The sequence below is a fragment of the Pseudoalteromonas sp. S4492 genome, assembly GCF_005886115.1.
GTDB classification, from domain to species: domain Bacteria; phylum Pseudomonadota; class Gammaproteobacteria; order Enterobacterales; family Alteromonadaceae; genus Pseudoalteromonas; species Pseudoalteromonas gelatinilytica.
The window spans coordinates 1-24723 of record NZ_PNCP01000040.1; the positions used below are offsets into that span (position 1 = coordinate 1).

The 24723-nt window shown below is 42.6% G+C and carries 17 protein-coding genes and 5 tRNA genes; 2 read left to right on the forward strand and 20 right to left on the reverse strand.

What is annotated here, in order from left to right; genetic code table 11:
* Nucleotides 1-150: 150 nt before the first annotated feature.
* Both CWC28_RS13395 and pbp4b read right to left on the reverse strand, forming a co-directional pair.
* The gene (locus tag CWC28_RS13395; RefSeq protein WP_063703429.1) at nt 151-1527 is read right to left on the reverse strand and encodes a Na+/H+ antiporter NhaC family protein; all 1377 of its coding nucleotides are present in this window, start codon (nt 1525-1527) and stop codon (nt 151-153) included.
* 94 nt (nt 1528-1621) lie between these two features.
* The gene (gene pbp4b, locus CWC28_RS13400; protein WP_138625266.1) at nt 1622-4069 is read right to left on the reverse strand and encodes a penicillin binding protein PBP4B; all 2448 of its coding nucleotides are present in this window, start codon (nt 4067-4069) and stop codon (nt 1622-1624) included.
* 337 nt (nt 4070-4406) lie between these two features.
* Here pbp4b and CWC28_RS13405 point away from each other — a divergent pair, with 337 nt between their 5' ends.
* Both CWC28_RS13405 and CWC28_RS13410 read left to right on the forward strand, forming a co-directional pair.
* Nucleotides 4407-5252 (forward strand): MurR/RpiR family transcriptional regulator, encoded by an 846-nt coding sequence (locus CWC28_RS13405; protein WP_054560797.1) that lies wholly within the window; start codon nt 4407-4409, stop codon nt 5250-5252.
* Between the two features lie 377 nt (nt 5253-5629).
* Entirely contained in the window at nt 5630-8650 is a 3021-nt protein-coding gene (locus CWC28_RS13410) for a carboxypeptidase regulatory-like domain-containing protein (protein ID WP_138625267.1), read from the forward strand.
* A 64-nt stretch (nt 8651-8714) separates the two neighbouring features.
* Here the strand turns inward: CWC28_RS13410 and CWC28_RS13415 are convergent, their stop codons facing one another.
* The 18 genes from CWC28_RS13415 to lysS form a co-directional block, all read right to left on the reverse strand.
* Entirely contained in the window at nt 8715-9014 is a 300-nt protein-coding gene (locus CWC28_RS13415; protein WP_138625268.1) for an energy transducer TonB, read from the reverse strand.
* A gap of 235 nt (nt 9015-9249) precedes the next feature.
* Nucleotides 9250-10428, reverse strand: a complete 1179-nt coding sequence (locus CWC28_RS13420) for an exo-beta-N-acetylmuramidase NamZ family protein (protein ID WP_138625269.1) — start codon at nt 10426-10428, stop codon at nt 9250-9252.
* Nucleotides 10428-11363: an N-acetylmuramic acid 6-phosphate etherase gene (murQ, locus tag CWC28_RS13425; RefSeq protein WP_054560801.1), complete on the reverse strand. Its 936-nt coding sequence runs from the start codon at nt 11361-11363 to the stop codon at nt 10428-10430. The genes CWC28_RS13420 and murQ overlap by 1 nt, the downstream gene beginning before the upstream one ends.
* Nucleotides 11353-12264 (reverse strand): glucosamine kinase nucleotide-binding domain-containing protein, encoded by a 912-nt coding sequence (locus tag CWC28_RS13430; RefSeq protein WP_138625270.1) that lies wholly within the window; start codon nt 12262-12264, stop codon nt 11353-11355. Before CWC28_RS13430 ends, murQ begins: the two co-directional genes overlap by 11 nt.
* Nucleotides 12265-13833: a sodium:solute symporter gene (locus CWC28_RS13435; protein WP_138625271.1), complete on the reverse strand. Its 1569-nt coding sequence runs from the start codon at nt 13831-13833 to the stop codon at nt 12265-12267. It lies immediately after the preceding gene.
* 80 nt (nt 13834-13913) lie between these two features.
* A complete protein-coding gene (locus CWC28_RS13440; RefSeq protein WP_119852322.1) occupies nt 13914-14663 on the reverse strand; it encodes a L,D-transpeptidase family protein in 750 nt (249 codons plus the stop codon).
* A complete protein-coding gene (locus CWC28_RS13445) occupies nt 14660-15772 on the reverse strand; it encodes a dipeptide epimerase (protein WP_138625272.1) in 1113 nt (370 codons plus the stop codon). Before CWC28_RS13445 ends, CWC28_RS13440 begins: the two co-directional genes overlap by 4 nt.
* Before the next feature lie 8 nt (nt 15773-15780).
* Nucleotides 15781-17157 carry an SH3 domain-containing protein gene (locus CWC28_RS13450; protein ID WP_138625273.1) on the reverse strand — a complete coding sequence of 459 codons (1377 nt, stop codon included), beginning with the start codon at nt 17155-17157 and terminating at the stop codon, nt 15781-15783.
* Nucleotides 17158-17185: 28 nt separating this feature from the next.
* Complete coding sequence (locus CWC28_RS22535; RefSeq protein WP_249324972.1) at nt 17186-18484, reverse strand: peptide deformylase; 1299 nt, start codon at nt 18482-18484, stop codon at nt 17186-17188.
* Between the two features lie 160 nt (nt 18485-18644).
* Entirely contained in the window at nt 18645-19517 is an 873-nt protein-coding gene (locus CWC28_RS13460; RefSeq protein ID WP_105181231.1) for a hypothetical protein, read from the reverse strand.
* Nucleotides 19501-20937, reverse strand: coding sequence for an alpha/beta fold hydrolase (locus CWC28_RS13465; protein WP_138625274.1), 1437 nt, complete (start codon nt 20935-20937; stop codon nt 19501-19503). Before CWC28_RS13465 ends, CWC28_RS13460 begins: the two co-directional genes overlap by 17 nt.
* Before the next feature lie 785 nt (nt 20938-21722).
* A tRNA-Arg gene (locus CWC28_RS13470) sits at nt 21723-21799 on the reverse strand.
* Nucleotides 21800-21897: 98 nt separating this feature from the next.
* Nucleotides 21898-21974 (reverse strand) — tRNA-Arg (locus CWC28_RS13475).
* A 220-nt stretch (nt 21975-22194) separates the two neighbouring features.
* Nucleotides 22195-22271 (reverse strand) — tRNA-Arg (locus tag CWC28_RS13480).
* Nucleotides 22272-22413: 142 nt separating this feature from the next.
* Nucleotides 22414-22490: transfer RNA gene (locus tag CWC28_RS13485), tRNA-Arg, on the reverse strand.
* A gap of 38 nt (nt 22491-22528) precedes the next feature.
* Nucleotides 22529-22621: transfer RNA gene (locus CWC28_RS13490), tRNA-Ser, on the reverse strand.
* A 112-nt stretch (nt 22622-22733) separates the two neighbouring features.
* Complete coding sequence (locus tag CWC28_RS13495; protein WP_063703399.1) at nt 22734-22931, reverse strand: hypothetical protein; 198 nt, start codon at nt 22929-22931, stop codon at nt 22734-22736.
* 252 nt (nt 22932-23183) lie between these two features.
* Entirely contained in the window at nt 23184-24719 is a 1536-nt protein-coding gene (lysS, locus tag CWC28_RS13500) for a lysine--tRNA ligase (protein ID WP_063703397.1), read from the reverse strand.
* Nucleotides 24720-24723: the final 4 nt, after the last annotated feature.

The following is a 24723-nucleotide window of genomic DNA, read 5'->3' on the forward strand; positions in this document are numbered from 1 at the left end:
TACTTTATCGGGGTCAGATCACCAGACTGACGGCTGACGGCTGACGGCTATCAAACTTGAATGTGCGAGTTATCGAAATTCAAGCAATAAAAAACCACAGACTTCTCTGTGGTTTTTTACTTATAACTTAAGGCTTACAGCTTAAAGCTTTTATATCACAATAATACTCGTCACTAGGTAAGCGATGAAGGTTAATGCGCCGCCGAATAAGGCGTATGGCATTTGAGTTTTTACGTGAGTTAATAAATCACAGCCTGATGCAATGGCCGATACTGCGCTGGTATCTGAGATTGGCGAGCAGTGATCGCCAAACACACCACCACCTAAAATAGCAGCAATGACCAATGAAGGTGGTAACCCTAAAGCTTGAATGAGCGGTACACCAATTGGAATAAGAATTGCGAATGTGCCCCACGAGGTACCGGTGGTAAATGAAATTACCGCACCGGTTAAAAACAGCACTGGCACAACCAAGTAAATAGGTAAGAAATCACCGACTAGTCCGGCTACAAACACACCTGTACCTAGGTCTTTCAAGCTCGCGCCTAAAGTGAGTGATAGCAATACAATAGACACTAATGGCAGTAACTCACCCATACCTTTAAAGCCAATATCAACCAGCTTATGGTGTGTAAATTCACGCGAGCTAATCATTAAGAAGTAAGCCACAACACAAGCTAAAATAGTTGCGTACAGCACTGATTTAGAACCACTACCACTGGCAATATCGCCATCGCCAGTCCAGAACATAAAGCCAACCATGCTACCAATTAAGGTGATAAGTGGCACAAGCATGTAACGTGCTTTTGAACCTTTTACTTCTTCGGCTACTTCTGTTTCTTGTTGTTCTAGGTTTTCTTCAGCTTGCTTAAGCGGGCCATGTACCTTGTCAAAAGTAATGGTGTAGAACACGATAAGTAAGGTGATAATGGCATAGAAGTTATAACCAATACTGCCCCACAATACCGATACCGCAGACTCTTCCATTTCGTAGTTGCCAAGTAGGCCGAGCACGTAGGCGCCCCAACCATTTAGCAAAATTAAGATACACACAGGTGCGCTGGTACTATCGATAATGTAAGCAAGGCGCGCTCGGCTCATTTTAAATTTATCGAATAAACCACGTGATAAAATCCCCGAGGTTAATACACTTAAGTTCGATTCAATGAATACCGCAATGCCTGAGAACATGGTTAAGTAACCGACTTGGCGCTTACTTTTAGCAACCCCTTTGTTCATCAGCAAATTAACTGTCGCAGCCACGCCGCCAGATTCACGAATGTAGGCAAGTAAGGCACCAATTAGAATACTAAAAATAAGGATACGGCTATTACCAGGAGAGCTGGCAACTTCGATGACTCGCTCAATAGTATTAATAAAGGTGAAAAACAAGGTATTACCTTCACCATTCAGAGCAAGTAAAAACTCAGACGACGCAACCGCGACCAATAACGCCATGATCACTTCTTTGCGCCAAAACACAATTAAGATAGCAATCAAGGGTGGTAAAATTGAATACCAAGACATAAAAACCCTTTTAAATTAAGAACAACATTTTATTTTTATTATGCGAAAACTCGCTAAGCTTAATGGCTTTGCCACCAAACTCAACTTAATTCGACTAGTGATTTAATATACTCTCATAAATCAGTGAGATAATAGAGCCATACTTACCCGTTTCGAAACGCTTGCCGACAAACTGATAATTTTCTTGCGAACCTTCAATCGGTGTATGACGGGCATTGGTTAATAGCACAATAGCAAGGTCATACTCAGGGTCAATAACGGTCACGGTGCCTGTCCAGCCGGTATGACCAAAAGCCCGCGGGCTAGCATAAGGGCCAAAATGCCATTTACGCGCTTGATGCCCCGCTCTACGCCATCCTAAACCATAAGTCTCATCACTTGCTTGGGAGTTTGTGAATTGCTCAAGTACTTGTGGCGTAAAAATTTGCTTATTGTCGTAGCCGCCACCATTGAGTAGTACCTGCATAAGCACAGACAAATCACCGGCAGTACTAAAAAGCCCTGCGTGCCCCGCTACACCACCTAAAGCATAAAATGCTTTTTCATCATGTACTTCACCTTGCAGTACATCGGTTCGAATATTTTCAAATTCGATGCGACCACCTCGGGTGTTGCCGTTAATTTCAGTGGCGGCAATTTGCGAAGATAAAAAACCCTTTTGCAATGGGTTATAAACAGTACGCGTTAAACCAAGCGGCTGATAAATTTGGCTTTCTACATAGGTATCAAGGGCCATACCACTAATACGCTCTACCAGTACACCAAGCAACATATAATCGATATCAGAATATAGGTGTTTTACGTTCCGACCAGCCACGAAAGGGACACCTGTTAACAGCAGGTTTTTAGTACGCAGGCTATTTTGTGAAAAAAAACGTTCACCAAATTTATTGTCTTTACGATGAAAATCAACCACCGCAGGATAACCCGCACTGTGGGTGAGTAAATCTTTTACTAAACGCTGTTCACGGCCGCTGCCCCTAAATTCTGGTAGGTAATAAAACAGTGGCTTTTCTACGTCGAGTTTCCCTTCGCTGGCAAGCTTCATCAGCGCAAAGTTAGTGGCAAACATTTTTGAATTTGAGGCTATATCAAACAAGGTATCGTTTTGCATAGCTTGTGGGGTTTTCAGCTCACTGCCATCAGCATGGTACTTTTTAGCTGCGCCATAATGGCTTAGTTTAATCAACTTGCCATCTTTAACAACGGCGAGTACCGCGCCCGGAAAGCCCTCTTTAATCTCTTGATTAATTAATTCATCAACGGCACTAAAGCGCTTTTGAGTGCTGTTTTCATCAAGCGTTGGGTAAGGAAAACGCAGGGTTAAGCTTGCCCCTTCAGGCAATACATTTTCTACTTTATAGGTGTTAATGCCATCGCGGGTGCGTTTAGCCAAACTATATTGATATATTTTTTCGGCTGTTAGTGGTGAGGCAATATTAATTTTTTCACCATTAATGAAAATATCAGCATCGGTTGCATCTTGGTTTTCAATGATGATTTCACCGCGACCTTTATAGGCAGTAAATGTGCCCCTGTCGTTCACTAGCGCGCGACTACTCGGATCAAGTGCCGGAATACGCGCTACAACTTGTGCATTAGCCAGTGTTTTTGGCGCTGGCTCAACCGCTTGCTGTTGCTGCTGATATTCTTGAAATAACCGCTCACTCTTTTTAGGAAAGTATTTATCTAATAACGCAAAAAGCACAGCGGCACTTCTTGCATCACTATTGCCACTTACATGCCAAGGCAAAAAGTGCATTTGAAAAGCACTTAAGGCATCGAGCGTTTGCGAGTCAAGCTGACCCGTTGCAATCACCTCATAGCCGTAACTGCGCAATGCTTTTTGCATTAACTCAACAGAAGGCTTTGATGAACTAAATAGCTGCCAATACTTATCAACGGTGTCGCTTTCATACCACGCACCGATACCTGCTTTATACAGTTGATACCAAGGAAAACGCGGACCTGGGTCGTTCTTACGGCTTGGAGCAATATCCGAATGGCCAATAACTTGAGTCGGGCCGATATCTGGGTTCCGAGCAAGAATATCTTTGCTTAGCTCGATTAGTAGCTCAATTTGTTTGGCATCATAATCTGGAAAAATACATAGCTTGCTGGCGTCGTTCTCCATTGCAAGCTTAGTTTGCTCAGGGATATGACAGCTTGGTACATTCACTATTTCAATACCAATTGAATGGTCATTTAAATCTTCTCGGCCTTGCCAAAAACTGCGTCCGGCGTGCCATGCTCTATCTTTTTCATCAACCAGCTGAATAATTTCTAAATCGTCTTTTGGATAACTAGGATCGCCTGATTCAGGTAATAAATAATGTGAACTTAAGCCTCCTTCATCCACCAAAGCACGCATTGATTTTTCGTAATCAATGGCGGTGTAATGCATCACTAAGAACTTAACACGATGGCTGTAATTAGCTGATTGTGTGTAGGTATATGGATTACTGGCACAGCTTACTAATAATGCCGCACTACTGAGATAACACAGCTGTTTAAGTAACGTTTTCAAAGGGGTAAAACTCATAACAGATTCATACCTGATGATTTAAGCGTTGACGATTCTCAGCAATACAGTAGCAACACCCACTTAACATGTAAAATATTTTATTTCACAATTAAAGAATAAAAAGCATACATTATCGCTAAGTTACTAAAAATAGAGCTATCTCAATAATTAGTGTTGTATCTATTATGGAATAAAACTATATTATTCCATCTAAATTAAGAAAAATATTCCAAACTTAGGTCTGCTAAAACAAAAATAAGTCGTCGTGTTAAGCAAACAATGCGCCCAAGCCCTGTGTTTATAATAGAACCATCGCTTTGCGTTTTGACTAAGTTAAGCAAACAAAGTGAGCCCTATGTCTACTTTTGTAAAAATTAAAGCCTTACGCCAATCTCTATCGAGCAGCGAAGCTAAGCTTGCTGACTTTACGTTAAATTCTGCGAATGCGATTCGTAATTTATCATCGGTTGAACTAGCAAAAGTGGTTGGTGTAAGCCAATCAAGTGTGGTGAAGTTTTCGCAAAAGTTAGGTTATAAAGGCTTCCCTGCTTTTAAACTTGCAGTAATTGATGCCCTTAACGATGAAAGCAGCGAACCTAAGCTACATGGCAAGATCACTCTGAATGACTCGCTAGAGCAAATCGCCGAAAAACTATTAAGCAGTAAACTGGCGGTGTTAACCGAAACCAAAAACCTCAACGAAGCGCCGGCAGTCGAAAAAGCGGTAGAGCTATTAAAATCAGCAAAACGTATTCTGATTTGTGGTTTAGGTGGCTCAGCGCTGGTTGCAAAAGATTTTTCTTATAAATTACAAAAACTCGGTATGCCTGCAATTGCAGAGCCAGATGGCCATGCACAACTTGCGTATGTTGCGACCTTTTCGAAAGGTGACTTGGTCATCGCGATAAGTGAGTCAGGTATGACTCGCGAAATTGCCGAAGTTGTTAAACAAGCTAAGAAAAATTCAAGCTCGGTGATCTCAGTGACTAAATTTGGCAGCAGCCTTGTTGCCGACTCGGCTGATGTAAAACTTTACTCGGTTGCTGAAGGCGAGTCTGTGCGTTTATCATCGATTTTAGCGCGCACGGCGCAAGATTTTGTCATTGATATTTTGTTTATTGCCCTAACACAGTCGAGCCGCCAAGGCCGTAAGTTACTAGAACATTCTAATGAAGTTGTTGGCGAATTTAAGAATAACTAATTTCTCCAATAAGGTTATATAAATACAAAAAAGCAGCTTAGGCTGCTTTTTTGTGTCTAATTTTCGGATGCAGTTTACCACTTCACCTTCCCCTCTAAGCCTTTAAATAATTGCGATAAGCGACTGACTAAAAAGTCATAATTTCTTACAAAATTCTCCAACCAATAATTTAGCACCCAGCTAAAGCAAGCCATTACTGAACTTTACCTAAAATGGGTTATATATTTTATTCCTAAAAACACACCTTTAAATAAAAAAATATTCTTGACCACATCCAATAACACCTGTTTAATATATGGGCAACATAATTTTAAAGTTCATAAGTCTCAATTGGGTAAGTAGTCCATCAAAGCATATAAATATAAGGACGGGAAACAATGAAACAACATGCATCCACACTCGCAATGAGCTATATAGCCAAAGCGACTAACAATGCACTTCGCGCAAAGAAAACAGCCTTAACCGGTGTTGTTATGGCCGCGGCACTCGCCAGCGCACCAGCCTTTGCAAATCTAACTGGTAGCATCAAAGGTAAAGTATCATCACCTGAAGCGCAGCAGTCACTGGCGGGGATCACCGTTACTGCAAAAAGTAACGTGATGCCAAAACCACGTACTGTCGTTACCCGCGAAGATGGTAGCTACGACTTACCGCAGTTAAAACCAGGTACTTATGAACTGACTTTCACCGATAAAAACGGTGTGACTCAAACCATGACTGTGGATGTTTTACTTGAACAAACATCAAGCTTAAATGTCACTATGGGTGGCGCTAAAGAAAATGTTGAAGTAATCACAGTAACTGGCAGTAAGTTATTCCGCGAAGGTAAATCTGCACTGACTAACTCATTAGGTGAAGAAGCAATCAACAGCGTGCCAGTTGGTCAAGATTACCGCGACCTATTAAAACTAGTACCGGGTGTTGAACTATCTGAAAACGCAACTCTTGGCCCATCAGCCGGTGGTTCTGGTGTTGATAACTCTTACGGTTTCGATGGTGTTGATGTTTCACTCCCTATGTTTGGTAACTTAGCATCAGAGCCATCAACCCATGACGTTGCATACGTAACTATGGACCGTGGTGGTGCAAAAGCGGTTGGTTTTAACCGTTCAGGTGGCTTCTCAATCAACACTGTATCAAAATCAGGTACTGACGAATTCCACGGAAATGTTGAATACAAAGTTCAACCTAAAAGTTTAGTTGCAACTCCGACAGGTCAAGAAAGCTATGAGCTTGATAAAAGCTGGCTTACAGCGAGTTTAGGCGGCCCACTTATTGAAGACACTTTATACTTCTACACTTCTTATTTTCGTCCTGAAGAAACTCGAACCAATAAAGATACCGCGTATGGTGAAGTAAAAGACTATAAGAGTGTTCGTGATGAATACTTTGGTAAGTTAACTTGGGCACCAACAGACGATATTTTAATTAATATTTCACAGCGTACCTCAGAAAAAACCATCGAAGGTCGCTCAATTGGCGCTTACGAAACAGACAGCGTCTCTGCAGGTGATATAGCCAACCAAGATATCTTTACATTAGATGGTTCATGGATTTTAGGTGACGCAACAACCCTTTCATTCCAATACAGTAAATTTGAACTTGAGTCTGGTACCACACCTGATACAGAGCTATCTGTAGTGCCATCGTTAACGGGTCAACTAGACATCAGCAATCTCGCTGAAATGGGTTACTTCAGTGTACCAAGCTTATTAGATGCTGATGATAACTACACAGCAGAGCAAATTGCTGCATTTAATGCAGGCGCTGCACCTCTAATTGCACAATACGGTTATACTGAAAACGGCGAATTGCTTGGCGGTGGTGGTGTTGGTGCGTATTACCAATACGATAATATCGACTTCTACCGTGATAGCTTCGAGTTAAACCTAGAGCATGAATTTAGCTGGGGCGATACTTACCACACGTTACATGTAGGTGGCGAATGGAAAGAAGGTAAAGAAGTACTGTCTCGCCTTTCAAATGGTTGGGGTAGCATCTCTTATGTTGGCGGCCTCGACGAGAGCTTAGAAGAAGGCAGCTCAGCACCAGTTATTTACCGTGCTCGCGTGCAACAAATGAGCTTAGTTGCTGGTGAAGACGCCGTTTCTGCTATCAACTCAGAAATGGAAACGCTGAACTTCGAAATCAACGATACCATTGAAGTAGGTGATTGGACTTACAACATCGGTGTGTTGGTGAGCCGCGATACTTGGTATGGCCAAGGTCTTAAATCGGCATCTGGTACCATCTCGGGCTATGAATTAGCACCTGGCGAAAAGTACAAAATGTACCAAACAGATTGGTCAGATATGATCCAACCACGTTTAGGTGCAACTTGGAATTATGCAGATCAAGACTCAGTATTTGCAAACTTCTCAATGTATAACCCTGAAGCAAGCTCTCTTGCACGTGCTGCATCTTGGGACCGTAATACCCGTGCCGAAATTGAAGTTGAATTTGATGAAGCGGGTAACGTAATTTATGCAGAGCCGCGCCAAGGTTCATCAGGTAAAGTATTTGCTGATGACTTAACACCTCGTCAAATCAAAGAGTTTACACTTGGTACCACTAAATATGTGGGTTCTGATTTAGTGTTACGTGCTCACGTACGTCACCGTAAGGCGTCGCATTTCTGGGAAGATATGCCAAATAATGCGCGCTTAACTGACTACTCTGGTGTTGATGCTGAAGGCGTGCCACAACATATTGCAGACAAAGGTTTATATGTCGATAACCTAGATGAGATCCGTAATGAAATTGGTGGTTCATCTTATGTTATCGCTGAAGTAGATGGTGGTGAGACTAAATATTGGGAAGCTAGCATCGAAGCTGAATACTTAGGTGAAAACAGCTACATCAATGCTTCTTATGTTTGGAGTCATTATTACGGTAACTTCGACCAAGATAACACTACCGCAACAACAGATGCTAATACCTTCATTGGTTCATCGAACTATGGTGATGGCCGCGGTCGTTACCCTTGGGATTACAAATACGGCACACTATCAGGTGATAAACCGCATAAAGTAAAAGTGTATGGTTACTACACTGTGCCATGGGATGCGAACATCGGTGCATACTTTGTATTCCAGTCGGGTAAACCTTGGGAAGCATGGGATGGTTCAATCTACGGTTACTCAAGTGGCACCACGCGCTACAGCGAGCCTGCAGGTAGTCGTCGTAGCCCAAGCCATTGGCAACTTGACTTAAACTACACCCAAGACTTTAGATTCTCAGGTGACATGGAATTACAATTCCGCGCTGATATCTTTAACGTATTTGACCGTCAAACAGGTTATAACAATAACCCTTATGTCTCGTCAGAAACCTTTGGTGAGTATCGTAACTACTACAGCCCACGTCGCGTGCAGCTGTCGTTTAACTTCAAGTTCTAAGTTAATCAATCCTGTTGGGGGCCGCCATTGCGGCCCTTTTTTATGCCTCAAAAACAGTAAAAGCTTAAATTGTACAAAATGCTTTTGCTGCATCTATATTAGTCGCTTCTTTCATAAAGTAGTCGAGCTGTACCGTTCGGGTTGTCGCTCGCGACTCACTGTTACTTGAACTTGCCTGCCACTGCCAATTTTTAAGCGACTCTCGCGACACATCGACAAATAGCCCTTCTGGGAAGCTCTCTACAAAACGGATATCGGTGGTATTACCTTGTTTATTTATGGTAATTAAAAAGCGCGCACAGCCCGTCTGTTTGGCAATTTCTGCTGCTTTAGGATAACTGGGCTTTGTTGCGTGTTTAAGCATCCACAGCTGCTCTGCTGCGTTTTTATCATCTCGAAGGTCAAGTACATCGGTTGAGTTACTTATTGTACTGTTTGGGAGTTATGAGCAGCCAGCAAGTAATGCAAATGCGGCAATTAAATGAACTTTCATGGTATATCCTTACAAATCAAGTTCATGAATATAACATAGCTTTTTATAGGCATAAAAAAACGAGGCAAGCGCCTCGTTGTTAGTTATCTAGTTAGCTAGTTAGGTATTATTGATACAGCAAATATGGGGAGCGCTTGCGTTTATAAGCACTTAAATCGGCTTGCCAGCTTTGCTTTATTTGTTGCTCTGTTTGGCCTGCTTCAATGGCTAAACGCAATTTATCAGTCCCTGCAAGTTTATCCATAAAATCAGCGCGTTCAAAAAACGTTTGATCATTCGCACTTAGCTTTTGATAAGCCGAAATAAACAAGCTTAAATCTAGGCCATGAATATCAGCATCTCGTAAGTCTTGACCAAATACTTCGACCCCTTTGAATTTAGGGTGCATTGAAGCGCCTTTGATCGCCCTTGGCGTAAAGCTAAATTCGCCGAGTTTAATTGGCGAGTAGCCAACAACTTGAAACGGAAAATCAGTACCACGGCCAATAGTTACAGGCGTTGCTTCAAAGAAACACAAAGATGGATATAGCGCAATTGATTGAGCATTCGGTAAGTTAGGGCTTGGCTTTATTGGTAGCTCATAAGCCATAGTACGGTCATAATTCGCAACAGGCACGACACTTAGTTCAAGCTTATCAGCGTCATTTATCCAGCCTTCACCTTTGATCATTTGAGCAAGTTCAGCCACAGTCATACCGTGTAAAACAGGAATTTCGTGCATGCCAACAAATGAGCGAAATTGCGGATCAAGAATAGGTCCATCCACATAGGCTATATTTGGGTTTGGTCTATCGAGTACCACAACCTGTTTACCATTTTCAGCGGCAGCTTCCATTACGTAGTGCATTGAGCTGATATAAGTGTAAAAACGCACACCGACATCTTGAATATCAAAAATAATAACATCTAAATCCGCAAGCATCTCAGGGCTTGGTTTTTTATTACTGCCATATATCGACACAACATCAATGCCGGTTTTAGCATCTACTGTGCTTTTAACGTGAGCACCGGCGTCATGGTCGCCGCGAAAGCCATGCTCTGGGGCAAATATTTTGCTAACGACAACGCCTTTATCAAGTAAGGCATCAACCAAATGTTGACCATTCACAACTGATGTTTGATTAACGACCAAGCCAACACGTTTCCCTGTTAATGCAGGTACATAAGCTTGAAAATTGGCTGCGCCCACCTGTAAAGGCTGTGCATTTTTAGGTGCTTGTGCAGGTGTTTCTTGGCAACCCAAAAGCGCAAAACAACTAAGAACTAAAACAGCTAAAAAACGCATTATTCTTCAACCGCCTTACGTAAAAAGCCACCCGCTTTTGACAATAACTGTTTTGCTTCAGGAGCTGGTTTTCCGGTTAACACGATTAAAATGGCCAGTTTTGCACTTTGCTCGGCTTGCTTTAATGCATCCACAGCTTGCTGCTGAGAACACTCTGTTGCTTGCATCACAATACGAATAGCACGAGCGTGCAGCTTTTCGTTACTGGCATTCACATCAACCATCAGATTTTTATACACCTTGCCTGTGCGGATCATGCTGGCTGTACTTAGCATATTCAACACCAGCTTCTGTGCCGTGCCCGATTTCATACGTGTAGAGCCAGTTACAGCTTCTGCACCCACCACGGGGCAAATGCCGATTTGTGGTAAACGCATCACCGCTGAATCAGGATTGCAAGTGACGCCCACAGTGACACAGCCAAGTGATTTAGCGTATTCAATTGCCGAGCAAACATAAGGAGTTCGACCGCTGGCGGCAATGCCAACGACTACATCTTTACTGGTTAAATTGGCATTTTTTAAGTCTTCAATAGCAAACGTGGTGCTATCTTCAGCGCCTTCTACGGCTTTTTTAACCGCGGTGTCACCACCAGCAATAATACCGAGTACTTGCTGATCGCTTACGCTATAGGTAGGCGCACATTCAACCGCATCCAAAATACCCAAACGACCACTGGTGCCAGCACCAATGTAAATTAACCTGCCACCTTGTTGAAATGCTTCAACGACATGATCGACAGCTTCACTAATTTGTGGGATCACAAGTTTCACGGCACCCGCTACTTTGTGATCTTCATTATTGATTTTAGTGAGGATCTCAGTGGAGCTGAGCAGATCGATATCCAAAGTGTCTGGGTTTTGTCCTTCAGAGACAATACCGTTTAACTCTTCGAGTAACTCACGTTGTTGCTTAAAGACGTGCTCAGGGCTCATTGGGTTGTCCTTTTTCAATAATGTCATGGTAATGCTTTACCGCTAAAATGGCGGCACCAGTTAATGAATCTCCCTTACAAGGAGATAATTCGTTTTGTAAGGCAAGTGGCAATAACGGTTGGCTGACTTTCGCCAAACCACCAATTAAAATCACCGGTAACGGCGAGTTACCTCGGCTTTTATTTATTAACCGAACCACCGATTGGGTGTGCTCTGTTAATACCGTTTTTGCCGCCTCACAGTCGTTTTGTAAGCTAAACACCAACGGGCTAAATGCTGCATAATCCGCGGGTTTTGCTTGTTTAAGCCAACTACTAATTGTTTGACGAGTGCATCCTAGCTGCTCACTCAAACGAATCGTTAATCGGCTTTTTGGTAAATCGTAAATATCTATATCGTTTAATAATTGCTGCACAGCCATCAGGCCGATACGTGCGCCACCGCCAAAATCATCAACGGTAAAACCCCAGCCGCTCACCAACTTAGTTTGCTTTTGAGCATTTAATCGTGCCCCGACAGCACCGGTGCCAAGAGCAATAACCACACATGGGTCACCAAGATTAGCACCATATAGTGACGTAATTGCATCGCTGGTAATTTGTAAACTGGCAAATTCTATTTCGTAAATCAGCTTGAGCATCACTGTTAATTGCTCAGCAAGACTCTGCGATGAGCCACCAGCAACACCCATAACGGTGACGATTTCACTTGGCTCTGCGCCACTTTGCTGGCAAACATCACGGGTCACTTTAACAATGTTTTCTAACGCTAAATCAAGATCATTCGAAATTGATGCCGAACCCGCTTGGGCACGAAAAGTAGCGCCACTTGCCTGCTCTTTTAGCTCTGCTAACACTTTGGTGCCACCACCATCGATGGCTAAAACATAGCGTACGGCCATTTATGCACTCTTCTCGTGCGCCGCTTTACCAAGGCAACACACCAATGTCGCAAGTAAAGTGCCAATGCACAGCTGCCAAGTAAAGCCTAAGTAAAAACGCATTGACTCAGGTAGTAGCCAGTCAATCATGTACGGCTGCATTAGTAAGGTCACCATAAAGCCCGCTATTAGCGCTGCTAACACTGAGCCTTCACTGCCTCGTTTGGTGAACAAGGCCGTAAAATACACACCTAACAAACCGCTGTACGAGAACACCATGACACTTAGCGCAAATTTTAATAATGGCATATCACTGTATTGCTGCCAGAAATAACAAAGAATAGCCATCAGCGCTAAGGCAAGGCTCACCAGTGCCATCCCTACACGACCTGCTTTCACAAAGTGATGATCGCTTACTTGCTTGTTATGTTTTTCTAAATACGGGCGATAGATATCCTGTACGATGACTGAAGACATCGAACTAAGCCCAGAGTTCAAAGTAGAAATAGCCGCAGCAATAATACCCACGCTGACTAAACCTTTAACCCCGGCTGGTACTTCGTTTAATACGTAGTACATAAAGATAGTGATTTTTTCGCCATTAAATTCTTGTACGACCGTTTGCCCAGCTTCGTTATTCATTAGTGCAGGTTGCTGATAAACAATATAAAGCAGCAAACCAATAAAGATAAAAATAGCCATAACCGGGATCACCATCACCACCGATAGCAATAACGCTTTACTGCCTTCTTTTGGACTTTTACAGGTTAATAAACGCTGCGTCATATCTTGGTCTAAACCAAATGCGGCGATATTTAGCAGCACAAACCCCGTTAACACAGAGGCCATGTTAAACACCCCTGACGGGCCAAAGTCTAAATCAAATTTAAACAGCGCAAGTTTTGAATCTGCACCAGGACTTGGTTCATTCAGCGTTGCAATAATGGTTGAAAAATCAGCCGGAATAACATTCAACAAGCACCAAATAACCGCAATAGCCGCACTGACATAAACGATACTTTGCAGTACATCAGAATAAATAACGCTGCGAATACCCCCTAAAAAGGTATAAAGCAGACCCGCCAGCGCCAGCACTAAAGACGCAATAACCACGCTATCGGCATCGATATTGCCATATAGAATCATCGCCACAGCAATAGCGGCCATGTATAAACGAGCACCACTGGCAAACACACGGCCAAATAAATACATCATGCCGCTACGGCGCTTGGCCTTTGGCCCGATACGTTTTTCAAGCAGTTCATACACAGTGAACACTTTTTGCTGGTAGAACTTTGGAATTAAAAACGCCGACACTACAAATGCCGCAATAAACGCACCGATATTAGTCGCAAGGTAAGAAAAGTCACCTTGATAGCCTTGATCTGGCCCGCCAATAAACGTTGCCGCTGATTGCGAAGTCGCTAAAACAGAAATAGCCACCATCCAAGTTGGCATGCTATTTCCGCCTAGAAAAAAATCTTGGCTTGAGTTAGCGCGTTTGCGATTAAACCACCAGCCACTTAGCAATAAAATTGCACCGTAACTTGCGAATACTAGCCAATCGAGAAAAGCGTAATTTGCACTCATTTATTATCCTAACCCAAACCCTAATGGAATATATTATTCCACCATTGTGACAAAATTAAAATACTTTTATTTTATTATTTTTATTTAGCTAAGTTAGGTAATTGCCACTGACTTTGCTTTTGTTGATATTGCGCTTTGGTTAAGCTGACTAATAACGGTTTTTTACGCTCATCTAACCAAGCAAGTAGAGCATCCATATCGCTTTCTGTCATCGCTGTACAACCTGCTGTTGGCTTACTTGGTGCCCGCCATAAATGCATAAAGATACAACTACCCGCACCATTGATATTGCTTGGGTTATGCTTAACAACAATGCCTTTTTTATAAAGGTTATCTTGGCTGTATATATCACGACGCATCCATTCTGAAGAGTCTTTTACGGCGTCTTCACCAACTTGTGCTTTATCAACCAATTGATTGTAAAACGGTGAGCCTTTCACATCGATACAATAATCATTTGCTGTCATTGCTTGATAACTGAGGTTCGTTTGCAATGAATCTAAATAACCAAAAGCAGTACCAAGCTCAAAAATACCTGCCGGCGCTTTACCATCGCCTTCTTGTTTTTGCTGACCCGGTTGTGCCGGATGCAGCCCCACTCCCCACGCAAGGCCAGTACGACCTAGTACCACCGCGTGTTGCTGGCCTTGTTGTTGCCAGCTACCAGCGGTTTTTTCAAAGCGATACAAGGTGGCATCAATGGCATCACTGTCATTGGCTACCACCACGACGAGCTGTTGATGACTGTTATCAATAATAGGTTTAGGTAACTCTTTGCTGGCACAAGCCGATAAACTCATAACTGCAATAAGACTGACTAGTTTTTTCATGCTGGCCATACTCCGTTTGTAATTAGTTCAAGCCCCGTTATTGATTCAATGCCAAGACCTGGGGCATCCGATAAGCGTATTTGTGGGCCGCTAAATTCAACGCCCCCTTGCACAGGGTCATATTGACCAAGGGCTGGGCCATCTAAATCGATTTTATTGATTTGCTGTGCTTTGGCAGAGGCTAAATGTGCAGCACCAGCTACGGCAATACTGCCCTCTAGCATACAACCTATCATACACTCTGCTTGGTATTGGGCTGTGATATTAGCAATCTCAATTGCTCGGCTTAAACCGCCCGTTTTCATTAATTTAATATTGATAATATCAACTGCGCCAAGCTCTAAAAGTTGGATCACTTGCTTCGGTGAAAAGGCGCTTTCATCGGCCATAATCGGGGTATTCACTCGCTCAGTAATATATTTGAGACCTTGAATATCACTGCTTTTTACTGGCTGCTCAACCAACTCTAATACCACGCCTGCTTTCTCTAGTTGCTGTAGTGCAAACACAGTTTGTTTGGCATTCCAGCCTTGGTTTACATCTAAACGCAGCTGCGTTTTAGCGGCAAAGCCTGCATGGATTGCTTTTACACGTTCAATATCTTGATTAAGGTTATTGCCGATTTTTATTTTTAATACATCAAAGCCTTGCTCAACCGCTCGCTGACAGTCACTAAGCATTTTATCTATGTTATCGACGCTAATGGTGATATCGGTTTTTAACTCTGACTTACCACCGCCAAGTAACTTATATAAAGGCGCTTGATAGAGCTTGCCCCACAAGTCGTAAACCGCCAACTCTAACGCCGCTTTTGCACTACTGTTACCAACCACCGTTGATTGAATAATGTGGGTAAGCTGATTAATGTTTTCGATTTCTTGCCCCACTAATTTAGGGGCAATAAACTGCTGAATGACCGCGATCATTCCTTGATGGGTATCGCCTGTAATAACCGGTGTTGAGGCCGCAGAGCCATAGCCAACTTGGCCACATTCGGTGTCGATTAAAACCACTAAATCCTCAATAAAACTCACTTCTCTCAGTGCTGTTTTAAATGGGGTAACTAATGGCACTTTGAGCTTTGCAAAGCGAACAGCTTTAATTTTCATAATGGCCTCTAGCGAATACGCTTAATGTTATAAACACGATCTAAGTAGCTGGTTTCTTGAGATAATCTAAGTGGCAATAATGGCGTGACCGACACCCCATTCAAGGCACTATTATAAAAACTACCATCGCCTTTGTTATAACCTAAGCCTTTAACGTCATGAATAACATAAGGCTCGCCATGATGCTCTCCTAAGTACATCATTACATGACCCGGAATATAAATTAGATCGCCAATCGCCATGTTTTTAACCGTTGGCAACTTATCATCTGCCGCAGTTTTTTTATCAAAACGATTATTTTGCCCGTATTCACTACTGCCTTGCTGCCCTGAATTACGCGGCATTAGTAGGCCAAAGCTCTTATAAATTTCACCAACAAAGCCAGTGCAGTCACGGCCATTGTAATCATGACCCCAACCATAACGCTCGCCTAAAAATTTAAAGCCCTGTTTAATTAGATTCTGCTCGTTGTAGTCTAGATAGCCTAAATTTACATCGGCAGTTTTACTTATCATTGCAGGTTTAATAACCAGTTTGCCTTGCTCATCGCGGGTTGGTAACTGTACAACATGGCTAGCATAGCTGTTTTGGCCGTTGAGCAAATACGGTACTTGCTCACTATCAACCAATGGTAAGCGTACTCCCATATCGAGCTGAACTTCTGAGAGGCCTTCATCGTTTGGCACATAAGCAGTATTGACCTTTGCACCGGTTACCACCAAAAAGTTATCTTGTTCGCGATAAGCTTTTATTTTATCTGCATCAGCAAAGGCAAGATCTTCGGCAGGCGTCCACGCTAGATAGTTGTAAGCACGTACTAACAACCATTTCTTATCTGCGCTTTGATGTAATACAGCAACCGCTTCGCCCGGAAACATACCGCTTTCTTGAAAGCGATCTAAGTCTTGATCAAGGCCGCTATTTAAAACCCGATCCCAGGTTGGAAAAGTACGTAATGCCGTGCGCTTAACGACCACAGCAAAGCGTACCTTATTATTACCTACGACCTTGTTAAGGTTTAAATTAGCCTGATATTTAGCAAAGTCTTTCGCGGTGAGTTGTCGGCCATCGGTAAAAAAGCGCGGGCTTTTTGGAATTGAACTTGCCGAATGAATGGCGCTTGTTAACTCGTCTTTACTGAGCGATTTTTGAAATGAAAGAGGATCAACAATGTATTTATTTTCTTTAATTAATTTCTCGTTGAAGGCTGCAATTTGCGCCTCAGTCATGATCACTTTTGCCGATGCACCTTGTGCTAGCCAGTAGCTGGGCGAAAGCTGTGACTGCGTGACCCCGATAACATCTGATTGCCAACCCTCAGCATGCATAGGTGCACTAAAAGCTACACCTAAAGTAATTGATAAAGCGATAATTGAACGACGCATAGCTGTACCTTAATTCTTATTGAACGCGTTAATCTAATAATTTTGTAAAAGCATGCTGCAACTTTTGCTGCATTTGCTTACCGACTATTGGCAAATTGGCTTCGTCGGCCCCCAAAGTTGACTGCTGCACACTAAATGTAAACTCACGGCCACCTTGATAATTGCCTAAACACACATGTGCCAACATAACCGTTTCTGTGGTGGAGCGCGTTTCACTTGGCCCCCAGCCAATTTTTTGCCAAACACGCCACTGTCCATTCGTTGCGCTATCGAGCACTTCTTTTGCTGAGCGACTATCATTTGGCGCAATAACATTTGCCAATGCATTTGTAACGATATGACTGATACCCACCATCATACCGCCTACAGGAGCATGTTCATCTGTATGACCTGTGCCGTTAAGTAGCACATCAACATCACTTGCTTGTAAATAAGGCATTTGCGTACTTGGTTCACGCTGGTGACTAACCAGACGTTTTAACCATTCCGCTTGAGCAAGTGTGGTCATTGCTTTATTGCCCGTTAAACCACAGCTCTCACAACGATACCCTAAATAGCCCGGATCATCACTGCTTGCTTTGAACCGAGCTATCTTTGCATCAAGCTCATTATTGACAGGGTTATGCCAGTATTCGTCTGATGGCATAAACTGCTCTGATCCATATGCGCCGTTAAATAACAAACGCTGATCCTGTAGTTTTAGCCAGCCTTCATTAAAAAGCCCACGTAAATACTCGCGCCCTGCGACATTGACAAAATAACTGGCTATCGCATTTGAATTACCATCGGCTTTACCAAATGCTTCGTAACTATTAATACTGCTGATCAAATCAGCCAGTGCTGTATCACCGGCAAAAGATGCAGCACCAAGCTCTGGATGGGTTTGCCTTACTTTTGACAGCGCACCGCTAAACGCTTGAATTTTTGATGAACTCCAAGGTTCATACAACTCATTATGGCTGCCGTCACTTAAATACCGGTAAGCTAGTTGTCCTGCTTGAACTTGATAATCGATTAGAAGTAGCTTGCCCGGTTGCTCTGGGGATAAAAAATACTGCCAATCAGCCGCCACTCTGTTTTGCCAACCTGTTTGCTGGTAATTAACCTCAGCCGCTGATTTATAGCTTTGCAGCTTAGTTTCACTCTCAAGCGATAAACAACCGGTATTCGTTAAATCGTTTGGCAAAATAGCAGGCGCTAACATCACCTGCTCAAAGTATTGTTGGTCGGTTAACGGGGCTGTTTTTGTGCTAGTTTGACAACCTGCCAAGAGTATCAGGGTGCAACTTATAGCCAGCCTGTTTTGATATGCACCTTTCGCATACATAAAATAAAATTCCCACTTGTTATTATTTTTGGAATATTTTATTAAATCTAACACAAATTGACCGTGAAGCAAATTAACTCGGTTTTAATGCGTAAAGGATTTGAAACAGTGAGGATTTAGGTGAAGTTGAGTGTGAAACTACACTCAACTTCTTAAGAGATTAAAGAACTTGCTCAGTGTATTTTTGTAAGTCAGTGATCAAATCTCGATATAGCGTTGAGCTTTTATCCTTAATGCGGTCGAGAAAGAAATCGTCGGCAATACGGGTGATCTTTTGACGCTTCTTTTTATCGCTTAACTTACTTTGCGCAACATCCATCAGTTCGGCTATTTTCTCACGTTCATAGCCGTTTAAAGAGGGGTCTGTGCTGATATCTTTTAGCATGATTAATGAGTCTATTGTTGAGCCATTTAGAGTTACCGTTAACGCTTTTGCTAAGCTTGGTAGCCAGGGTTTTTCAATCTGCTCACCAATCACATAAAACATGTTTTGTGCTGTCGCTAGGTCACCATCACGTACTGCAACACTGCCAATAATGAGATAAGAAATAAGCTGCTCTTTTGGATAGCTCTGGCTCACTGTCGCAAACAAAGGATCGGTGCGAATGAAGTCAGCTTTTTGTTTAGCCATTTTACGCCAGCCTTTGTTATAAAAAGCCAAAGACTGAGCACTGTATGCTAAATATTTACCCCGCATATCAGTCGCTTTAGCAAGCGCTAAGTCGCTTTCAGCAATTGCAAAATCTTTACTTACACCAAGGCTCAAAATGTAGCTCATCATGGCATGAGTCAGTGTTGGCTCAATTGCACCTATTTGCTCTAACTGTTCTTTTTGCAGTTTGTTATAACCATAAGCAATGGTATCGACACTGGTATTCGACACTCCCCTGTACGTTTCATAACTAAAACTATCTTGTAGATCAGCATATTGTTGTTGCTCAGTCTTTGTTGATTTGCAACCACTTAGTAAAGCGACACAAAACAGCGAGCACGTTGCTAATTTAACAAAAGGGATGCTATTTAAAGCGGTCATCAATAATTCCTTTTTCTACTTCTATGGCATCATGTGCCAAACCTTGATATATCGGGCTATGGATTCTACTTAACGAGAATATAATATTGCTGTCATCGACAACGCTTATTGCATGCTCAGATGCATTGATTTGCACACCAGCACCATCAAATCGGCTTTCATTCAGTTTTACACCTTGTTGAGCCGTAATAGTGACATTGGTTAGTTCAACCACAGAGCGCTTAACATTTAAAGCGAGTTTAGCCCCTGATAAGCTTACATTTTCTAATCTCACTAAAGAATCTTTAATACGGATAGATTCAGCAACCACATTTTTAAGTAACACATTATTACAGTCTTCAATAATCATATGACGGTAATGGCCTGAAAACTCGCGACTGTGCTGATCTTCACAATGAAATGTCTCGATTTGTTTATCTGAAACTTCTGCACTGGCTGGTTTTTTAACTTCCCCAGTTAACGCTCGATTTAATAAAGCTAAGAACTGGCTGGGCTGTTGCTTCATTGGCACATGACCCACATCAGGCAAAGTAGCTAAATCACTATTGATTAGCTGGCTGTTCAATACTTTTGCAGTTCGTAATGGAGCGACGGCATCTTCTTCACCCCAAATAATATGTGTTTCTATTTTCAGATTGCTGACAATCTCGCTAAAGTCTTCCTCAACTAAACTCAGTGCTGCATTCATATTCGGTGTTTCACCCATTACTAGCTTCCATGCACCATCACTACGCTGTAATAACTCTGTCAGGTATGAATCTATCGCTCCTTCTTCAATGAGTCCGGTTGTAAAATCATTGAGCTGAGCTAACTTAGTTGAGAGAAATTTAGGTAGCTTAGTATTAGGCTTAGGTATGTTGGAGATAGGCTTTATAAATGCCACTTTATGTAAGATACCCGCCGCGTCGACTAACACCAATTTATTGAGTTTCTCCCGGTATTTGCCAGCAAAATACAGGCTGACCGCGCCCCCCATCGAGTGACCCACAACCGTGGTTGGTTCAGCAATATAGTGATCGACCACTTCCGCCAGTACAACAGCATAATTGCGAGGAGAGTAACGTCCTTCGGGGCTTTCTGAGTGAGCAAAACCAGGTAAATCAATCGCAATAACATGATAATGTTTACTGAGTTCAGGAATAACCCCAAACCAATCTTGCATACCTAATACGCCTAAACCATGCACGAGCAGCAAAGGCGGCGCCTTTTTATCACCGGCTTCTAAGACCAAAATTGATGAATTAAAAACGGACTCTTGGTAAGTACTAAACAACCAATCTGCTTTAATAGGAGATTCAAATTTGAGTGCTTGGATTTGTTGTTGGTTTAATGGTGTTGATTGCAATACAACTGGCTCGCTTTGCGCAGCAAACGAACCAAGCAAAATGCAATAAAAAAAGAATAAGTGAAATAGACGCAAGGGATATTGGTTTAATTATTATTGTATTAGCGAGATTGTACCCTTTGTCGGTTAAATGTAAATAATGCATGAGCATGAACCTAACATTGAGAAATGCTTATTCTGGAATAGATAGCAAGATGTGAGAGGTGTAGATCATCATTTATGGCGACAGCATCTTGATACGCGCGAAACACGTTTCACGCCTACGGGGTGCATTTTTTGTATTTTGAGTTGGGGTTTAATTAATTGTGTGGAAGCGTGATGTTCGCGACTGAAGTCGCTCCTACGCAAATTGTAGGCACAAAAAAACCGACTTTCGTCGGTTTATGTCATTTTTAATCTACTTGAGAGAAAAGTGGCGGACGCGGGACGTATTTTGAAACAGTGAACCTCCGGCTGCGTGGTTCAAAGTCTTCCAAAGAATAATGAGTGCAATAAAACGGTATGTTTTTTCACGACTGAAGTCGCTCCTACGAATATTGCGATAATAAACGCGATATAAAATCGCTGCTACAGATTTATATCGTGTTTTCACGCTCCTAAGCAAATTGTAGGCACAAAAAAACCGACTTTCGTCGGTTTATGTCACTTTTACTCTACTTGAGAGAAAAGTGGCGGACGCGGGACGTATTTTGAAACAGTGAACCTCCGGCTGCGTGGTTCAAAGTCGCCCAAAGAATATTGAGGTGCAATAAAACGGTATGTTTATTCACGACTGAAGTCGCTCCTACAACCACACCTACGCGAATTGCAGGCACAAAAAAACCGACTTTCGTCGGTTTATGTCACTTTCAAAGAGAAAGTGGCGGACGCGGGAGGATTCGAACCTCCGACCGCCTGGTTCGTAGCCAGGTACTCTATCCAGCTGAGCTACGCGTCCGCAGTGTGATGATGCATGTTTAAGTCTTGCATTGACTGTATCTTAAAGACACAAAAAAACCGACAGCTTGTCGGCTTATGTCACTTTCTAAGAGAAAGTGGCGGACGCGGGAGGATTCGAACCTCCGACCGCCTGGTTCGTAGCCAGGTACTCTATCCAGCTGAGCTACGCGTCCGCAGTTGCATTTTATAATCTTGCAATGATTTTATCTTTATACTCGATGTGAGTTTTCAAATATGGTGGTTGCGGGACGTCTCTTGAAAGAGTGAACCTCCGACCAAATTTGTATCTTTATACTCGATATGAGTTTCAAATATGGCGGTTGCGGGACGTCTCTTGAAAGAGTGAACCTCCGACCAAATTTGTATCTTTATACTCGATGTGAGTTTCAAATATGGCGGACGCGGGAGGATTCGAACCTCCGACCGCCTGGTTCGTAGCCAGGTACTCTATCCAGCTGAGCTACGCGTCCACACGCACATTTGAATATTGCTAATTTATTCTCTTAGCAAGAGTTAAAGTAAAAAGGGCGGTTGCGGGACGTCTCTTGAAAGAGAGAACCTCCGACCAAATTTACTAACATCTTATACTCGATGCAGAGTTAAAGTAAAAAGTGGCGGACGCGGGAGGATTCGAACCTCCGACCGCCTGGTTCGTAGCCAGGTACTCTATCCAGCTGAGCTACGCGTCCACACATATTACTTTCAAGACATGCCATTTTAGGAAAAATGGTGGAGAAGGAGGGATTCGAACCCTCGATAGAGCTACAAACCCTATACTCCCTTAGCAGGGGAGCGCCTTCGGCCACTCGGCCACCTCTCCGTCTTGTGGGGCGTATAATAAAGATTTCAGAAAATATGTCAAACACTTTTCAAGGAAAATCGTATAGATGGTTATAGATTGTCCACTACGAACAAAAACAACTCAGTTTTGTCTAGCCTTTCGCCGTTTTTTCTTTATCACTCAATGGCTCAAGACCCGTCAATGGGATCAATTCATCAGTTAACTCTGCGAGATATTGATCTTGATAGCCCAATTGTTGGAATTCGGCGATGCAGGCACGGTAAAAAACTTCACGCTGATGCTCGCTTTTATTTGTATCTGTTGGCAACTGCGAAGGCTTTTTTGTCATTATTATTAAGTCCATTTATGCATTGAACGAGAATTGCGCAATGATGTCATATTTTGGCTAAAAATAATACTATTGGCCTTGGGATTTGTAGAAAAATTTTACAACTTAGTAACTTTGTTGGAAGACTAATTCAGCATTCCTTTTTAGATCAGGTAATTACATTTTAGTAGTTAAGTAACACGCAATAAAAATCAGAAATTTCTGATAACAAAAACGCCGCTAAAAAGCGGCGTTTTCAAGACTTTTAGCTGATTAATCAGCTTGAGGACGCATGTGTGGGAACAGGATCACGTCTTTAATTGTTGGTGAGTCAGTAAATAACATCACTAGACGGTCGATACCAATACCCTCACCCGCTGTTGGCGGTAAGCCGTACTCTAACGCACGAATGTAATCTTCGTCGTAGTGCATTGCTTCATCATCACCGGCGTCTTTCTCTTCAACTTGACGCGCAAAACGTTCAGCTTGATCTTGTGCATCGTTAAGCTCAGAGAAACCATTCGCTAATTCACGACCACCTACGAAGAATTCGAAACGGTCAGTTACAAATGGGTTTTCATCGTTACGACGTGCAAGTGGAGATACTTCCCACGGGTAAGCGGTAATGAAAGTCGGTTGAATTAACTTATGCTCAGCAGTCTCTTCGAAGATTTCACATAAGAACTTGCCTGGGCCCCATACGCAGTTTTCTGGGATCTTAACGTGTACTTGCTTCGCGTACGCTTTAAGCTCTTCAAAATGGTTTTCAGGGTCATTAAATACTGCAGCATCAAAGTCTGGGTTGTACTTAAGGATAGCTTCGCTCATTGTTAAACGAGCAAAAGGTTGACCAAAATCGTACTCTACTGAATCTACCACTTCACCATTTTCGTTTTTAGTTGTGTTTACAACAATTGGTGAACCAAGTACGTCTGTCGCAACAGTACGTAGCATGTCTTCAGTGATGTTCATCAGGTCAATGTAGTCAGCGTATGCTTGGTAGAATTCGATCATTGTGAATTCTGGGTTATGACGCGTTGATAAACCTTCGTTACGGAAGTTACGGTTGATTTCGAATACACGCTCAAAGCCACCCACAACTAGACGTTTTAAGTAAAGCTCAGGGGCAATACGTAAGTACATGTCGATATCAAGTGCATTGTGGTGTGTTACGAATGGACGAGCAGACGCACCACCTGGGATCACTTGTAGCATAGGTGTTTCAACTTCCATGAAGTCACGATCTGCTAAGAAACGACGGATACCTTCAACAACTTTTGAGCGAATACGGAAGGTTTCACGCGTCGCTTCATTAGTAATTAAGTCAACATAACGTTGACGGTATTTAGTTTCTTGGTCAGATAAACCGTGGAACTTTTCAGGTAACGGGCGTAATGACTTTGTCAGTAACTCATACTCTGTCATTTCAACGTATAGGTCGCCTTTACCTGATTTATTTAGTGCACCTTTAACACCGATGATGTCACCGATATCAAGTTGACCGTATTTTGCTTTTAATTCTTTTTGTACGTCTTTTGACGCGTACGCTTGAATTTGGCCTTTCATGTCTTGTAACGCAAGGAAAGGACCACGTTTAGCAAGGATACGACCTGCTACTGATACAACGTGCTGCTCAGCAACTAATTCATCTTTCGATTTATCACCAAACTCAGCTTGCAAATCAGCCGTGTAATGTTCACGACGGAATTGGTTTGGATGACCGTTGGCTGGGCAATTTTCGCGGATTGCGTCTAATTTGCCACGACGCTCAGCGATTAACTTATTTTCGTCTTGGATTTGATCAGTCATTTTT

Excerpts from the sequence above, each read along its gene's own strand:
- CWC28_RS13450 (WP_138625273.1), bottom strand. The coding sequence starts at position 17,157 with ATGCGTCGTTCAATTATCGCTTTATCAATTACTTTAGGTGTAGCTTTT.
- pbp4b (WP_138625266.1), bottom strand. The coding sequence starts at position 4,069 with ATGAGTTTTACCCCTTTGAAAACGTTACTTAAACAGCTGTGTTATCTC.
- CWC28_RS22535 (WP_249324972.1), bottom strand. The coding sequence starts at position 18,484 with ATGTATGCGAAAGGTGCATATCAAAACAGGCTGGCTATAAGTTGCACC.
- CWC28_RS13430 (WP_138625270.1), bottom strand. The coding sequence starts at position 12,264 with ATGGCCGTACGCTATGTTTTAGCCATCGATGGTGGTGGCACCAAAGTG.
- CWC28_RS13395 (WP_063703429.1), bottom strand. The coding sequence starts at position 1,527 with ATGTCTTGGTATTCAATTTTACCACCCTTGATTGCTATCTTAATTGTG.
- CWC28_RS13440 (WP_119852322.1), bottom strand. The coding sequence starts at position 14,663 with ATGAAAAAACTAGTCAGTCTTATTGCAGTTATGAGTTTATCGGCTTGT.
- CWC28_RS13415 (WP_138625268.1), bottom strand. The coding sequence starts at position 9,014 with ATGCTTAAACACGCAACAAAGCCCAGTTATCCTAAAGCAGCAGAAATT.
- CWC28_RS13445 (WP_138625272.1), bottom strand. The coding sequence starts at position 15,772 with ATGAAAATTAAAGCTGTTCGCTTTGCAAAGCTCAAAGTGCCATTAGTT.
- CWC28_RS13495 (WP_063703399.1), bottom strand. The coding sequence starts at position 22,931 with ATGACAAAAAAGCCTTCGCAGTTGCCAACAGATACAAATAAAAGCGAG.
- CWC28_RS13410 (WP_138625267.1), top strand. The coding sequence starts at position 5,630 with ATGAAACAACATGCATCCACACTCGCAATGAGCTATATAGCCAAAGCG.
- CWC28_RS13460 (WP_105181231.1), bottom strand. The coding sequence starts at position 19,517 with ATGACCGCTTTAAATAGCATCCCTTTTGTTAAATTAGCAACGTGCTCG.
- CWC28_RS13420 (WP_138625269.1), bottom strand. The coding sequence starts at position 10,428 with ATGCGTTTTTTAGCTGTTTTAGTTCTTAGTTGTTTTGCGCTTTTGGGT.
- murQ (WP_054560801.1), bottom strand. The coding sequence starts at position 11,363 with ATGAGCCCTGAGCACGTCTTTAAGCAACAACGTGAGTTACTCGAAGAG.
- CWC28_RS13405 (WP_054560797.1), top strand. The coding sequence starts at position 4,407 with ATGTCTACTTTTGTAAAAATTAAAGCCTTACGCCAATCTCTATCGAGC.
- lysS (WP_063703397.1), bottom strand. The coding sequence starts at position 24,719 with ATGACTGATCAAATCCAAGACGAAAATAAGTTAATCGCTGAGCGTCGT.
- CWC28_RS13435 (WP_138625271.1), bottom strand. The coding sequence starts at position 13,833 with ATGAGTGCAAATTACGCTTTTCTCGATTGGCTAGTATTCGCAAGTTAC.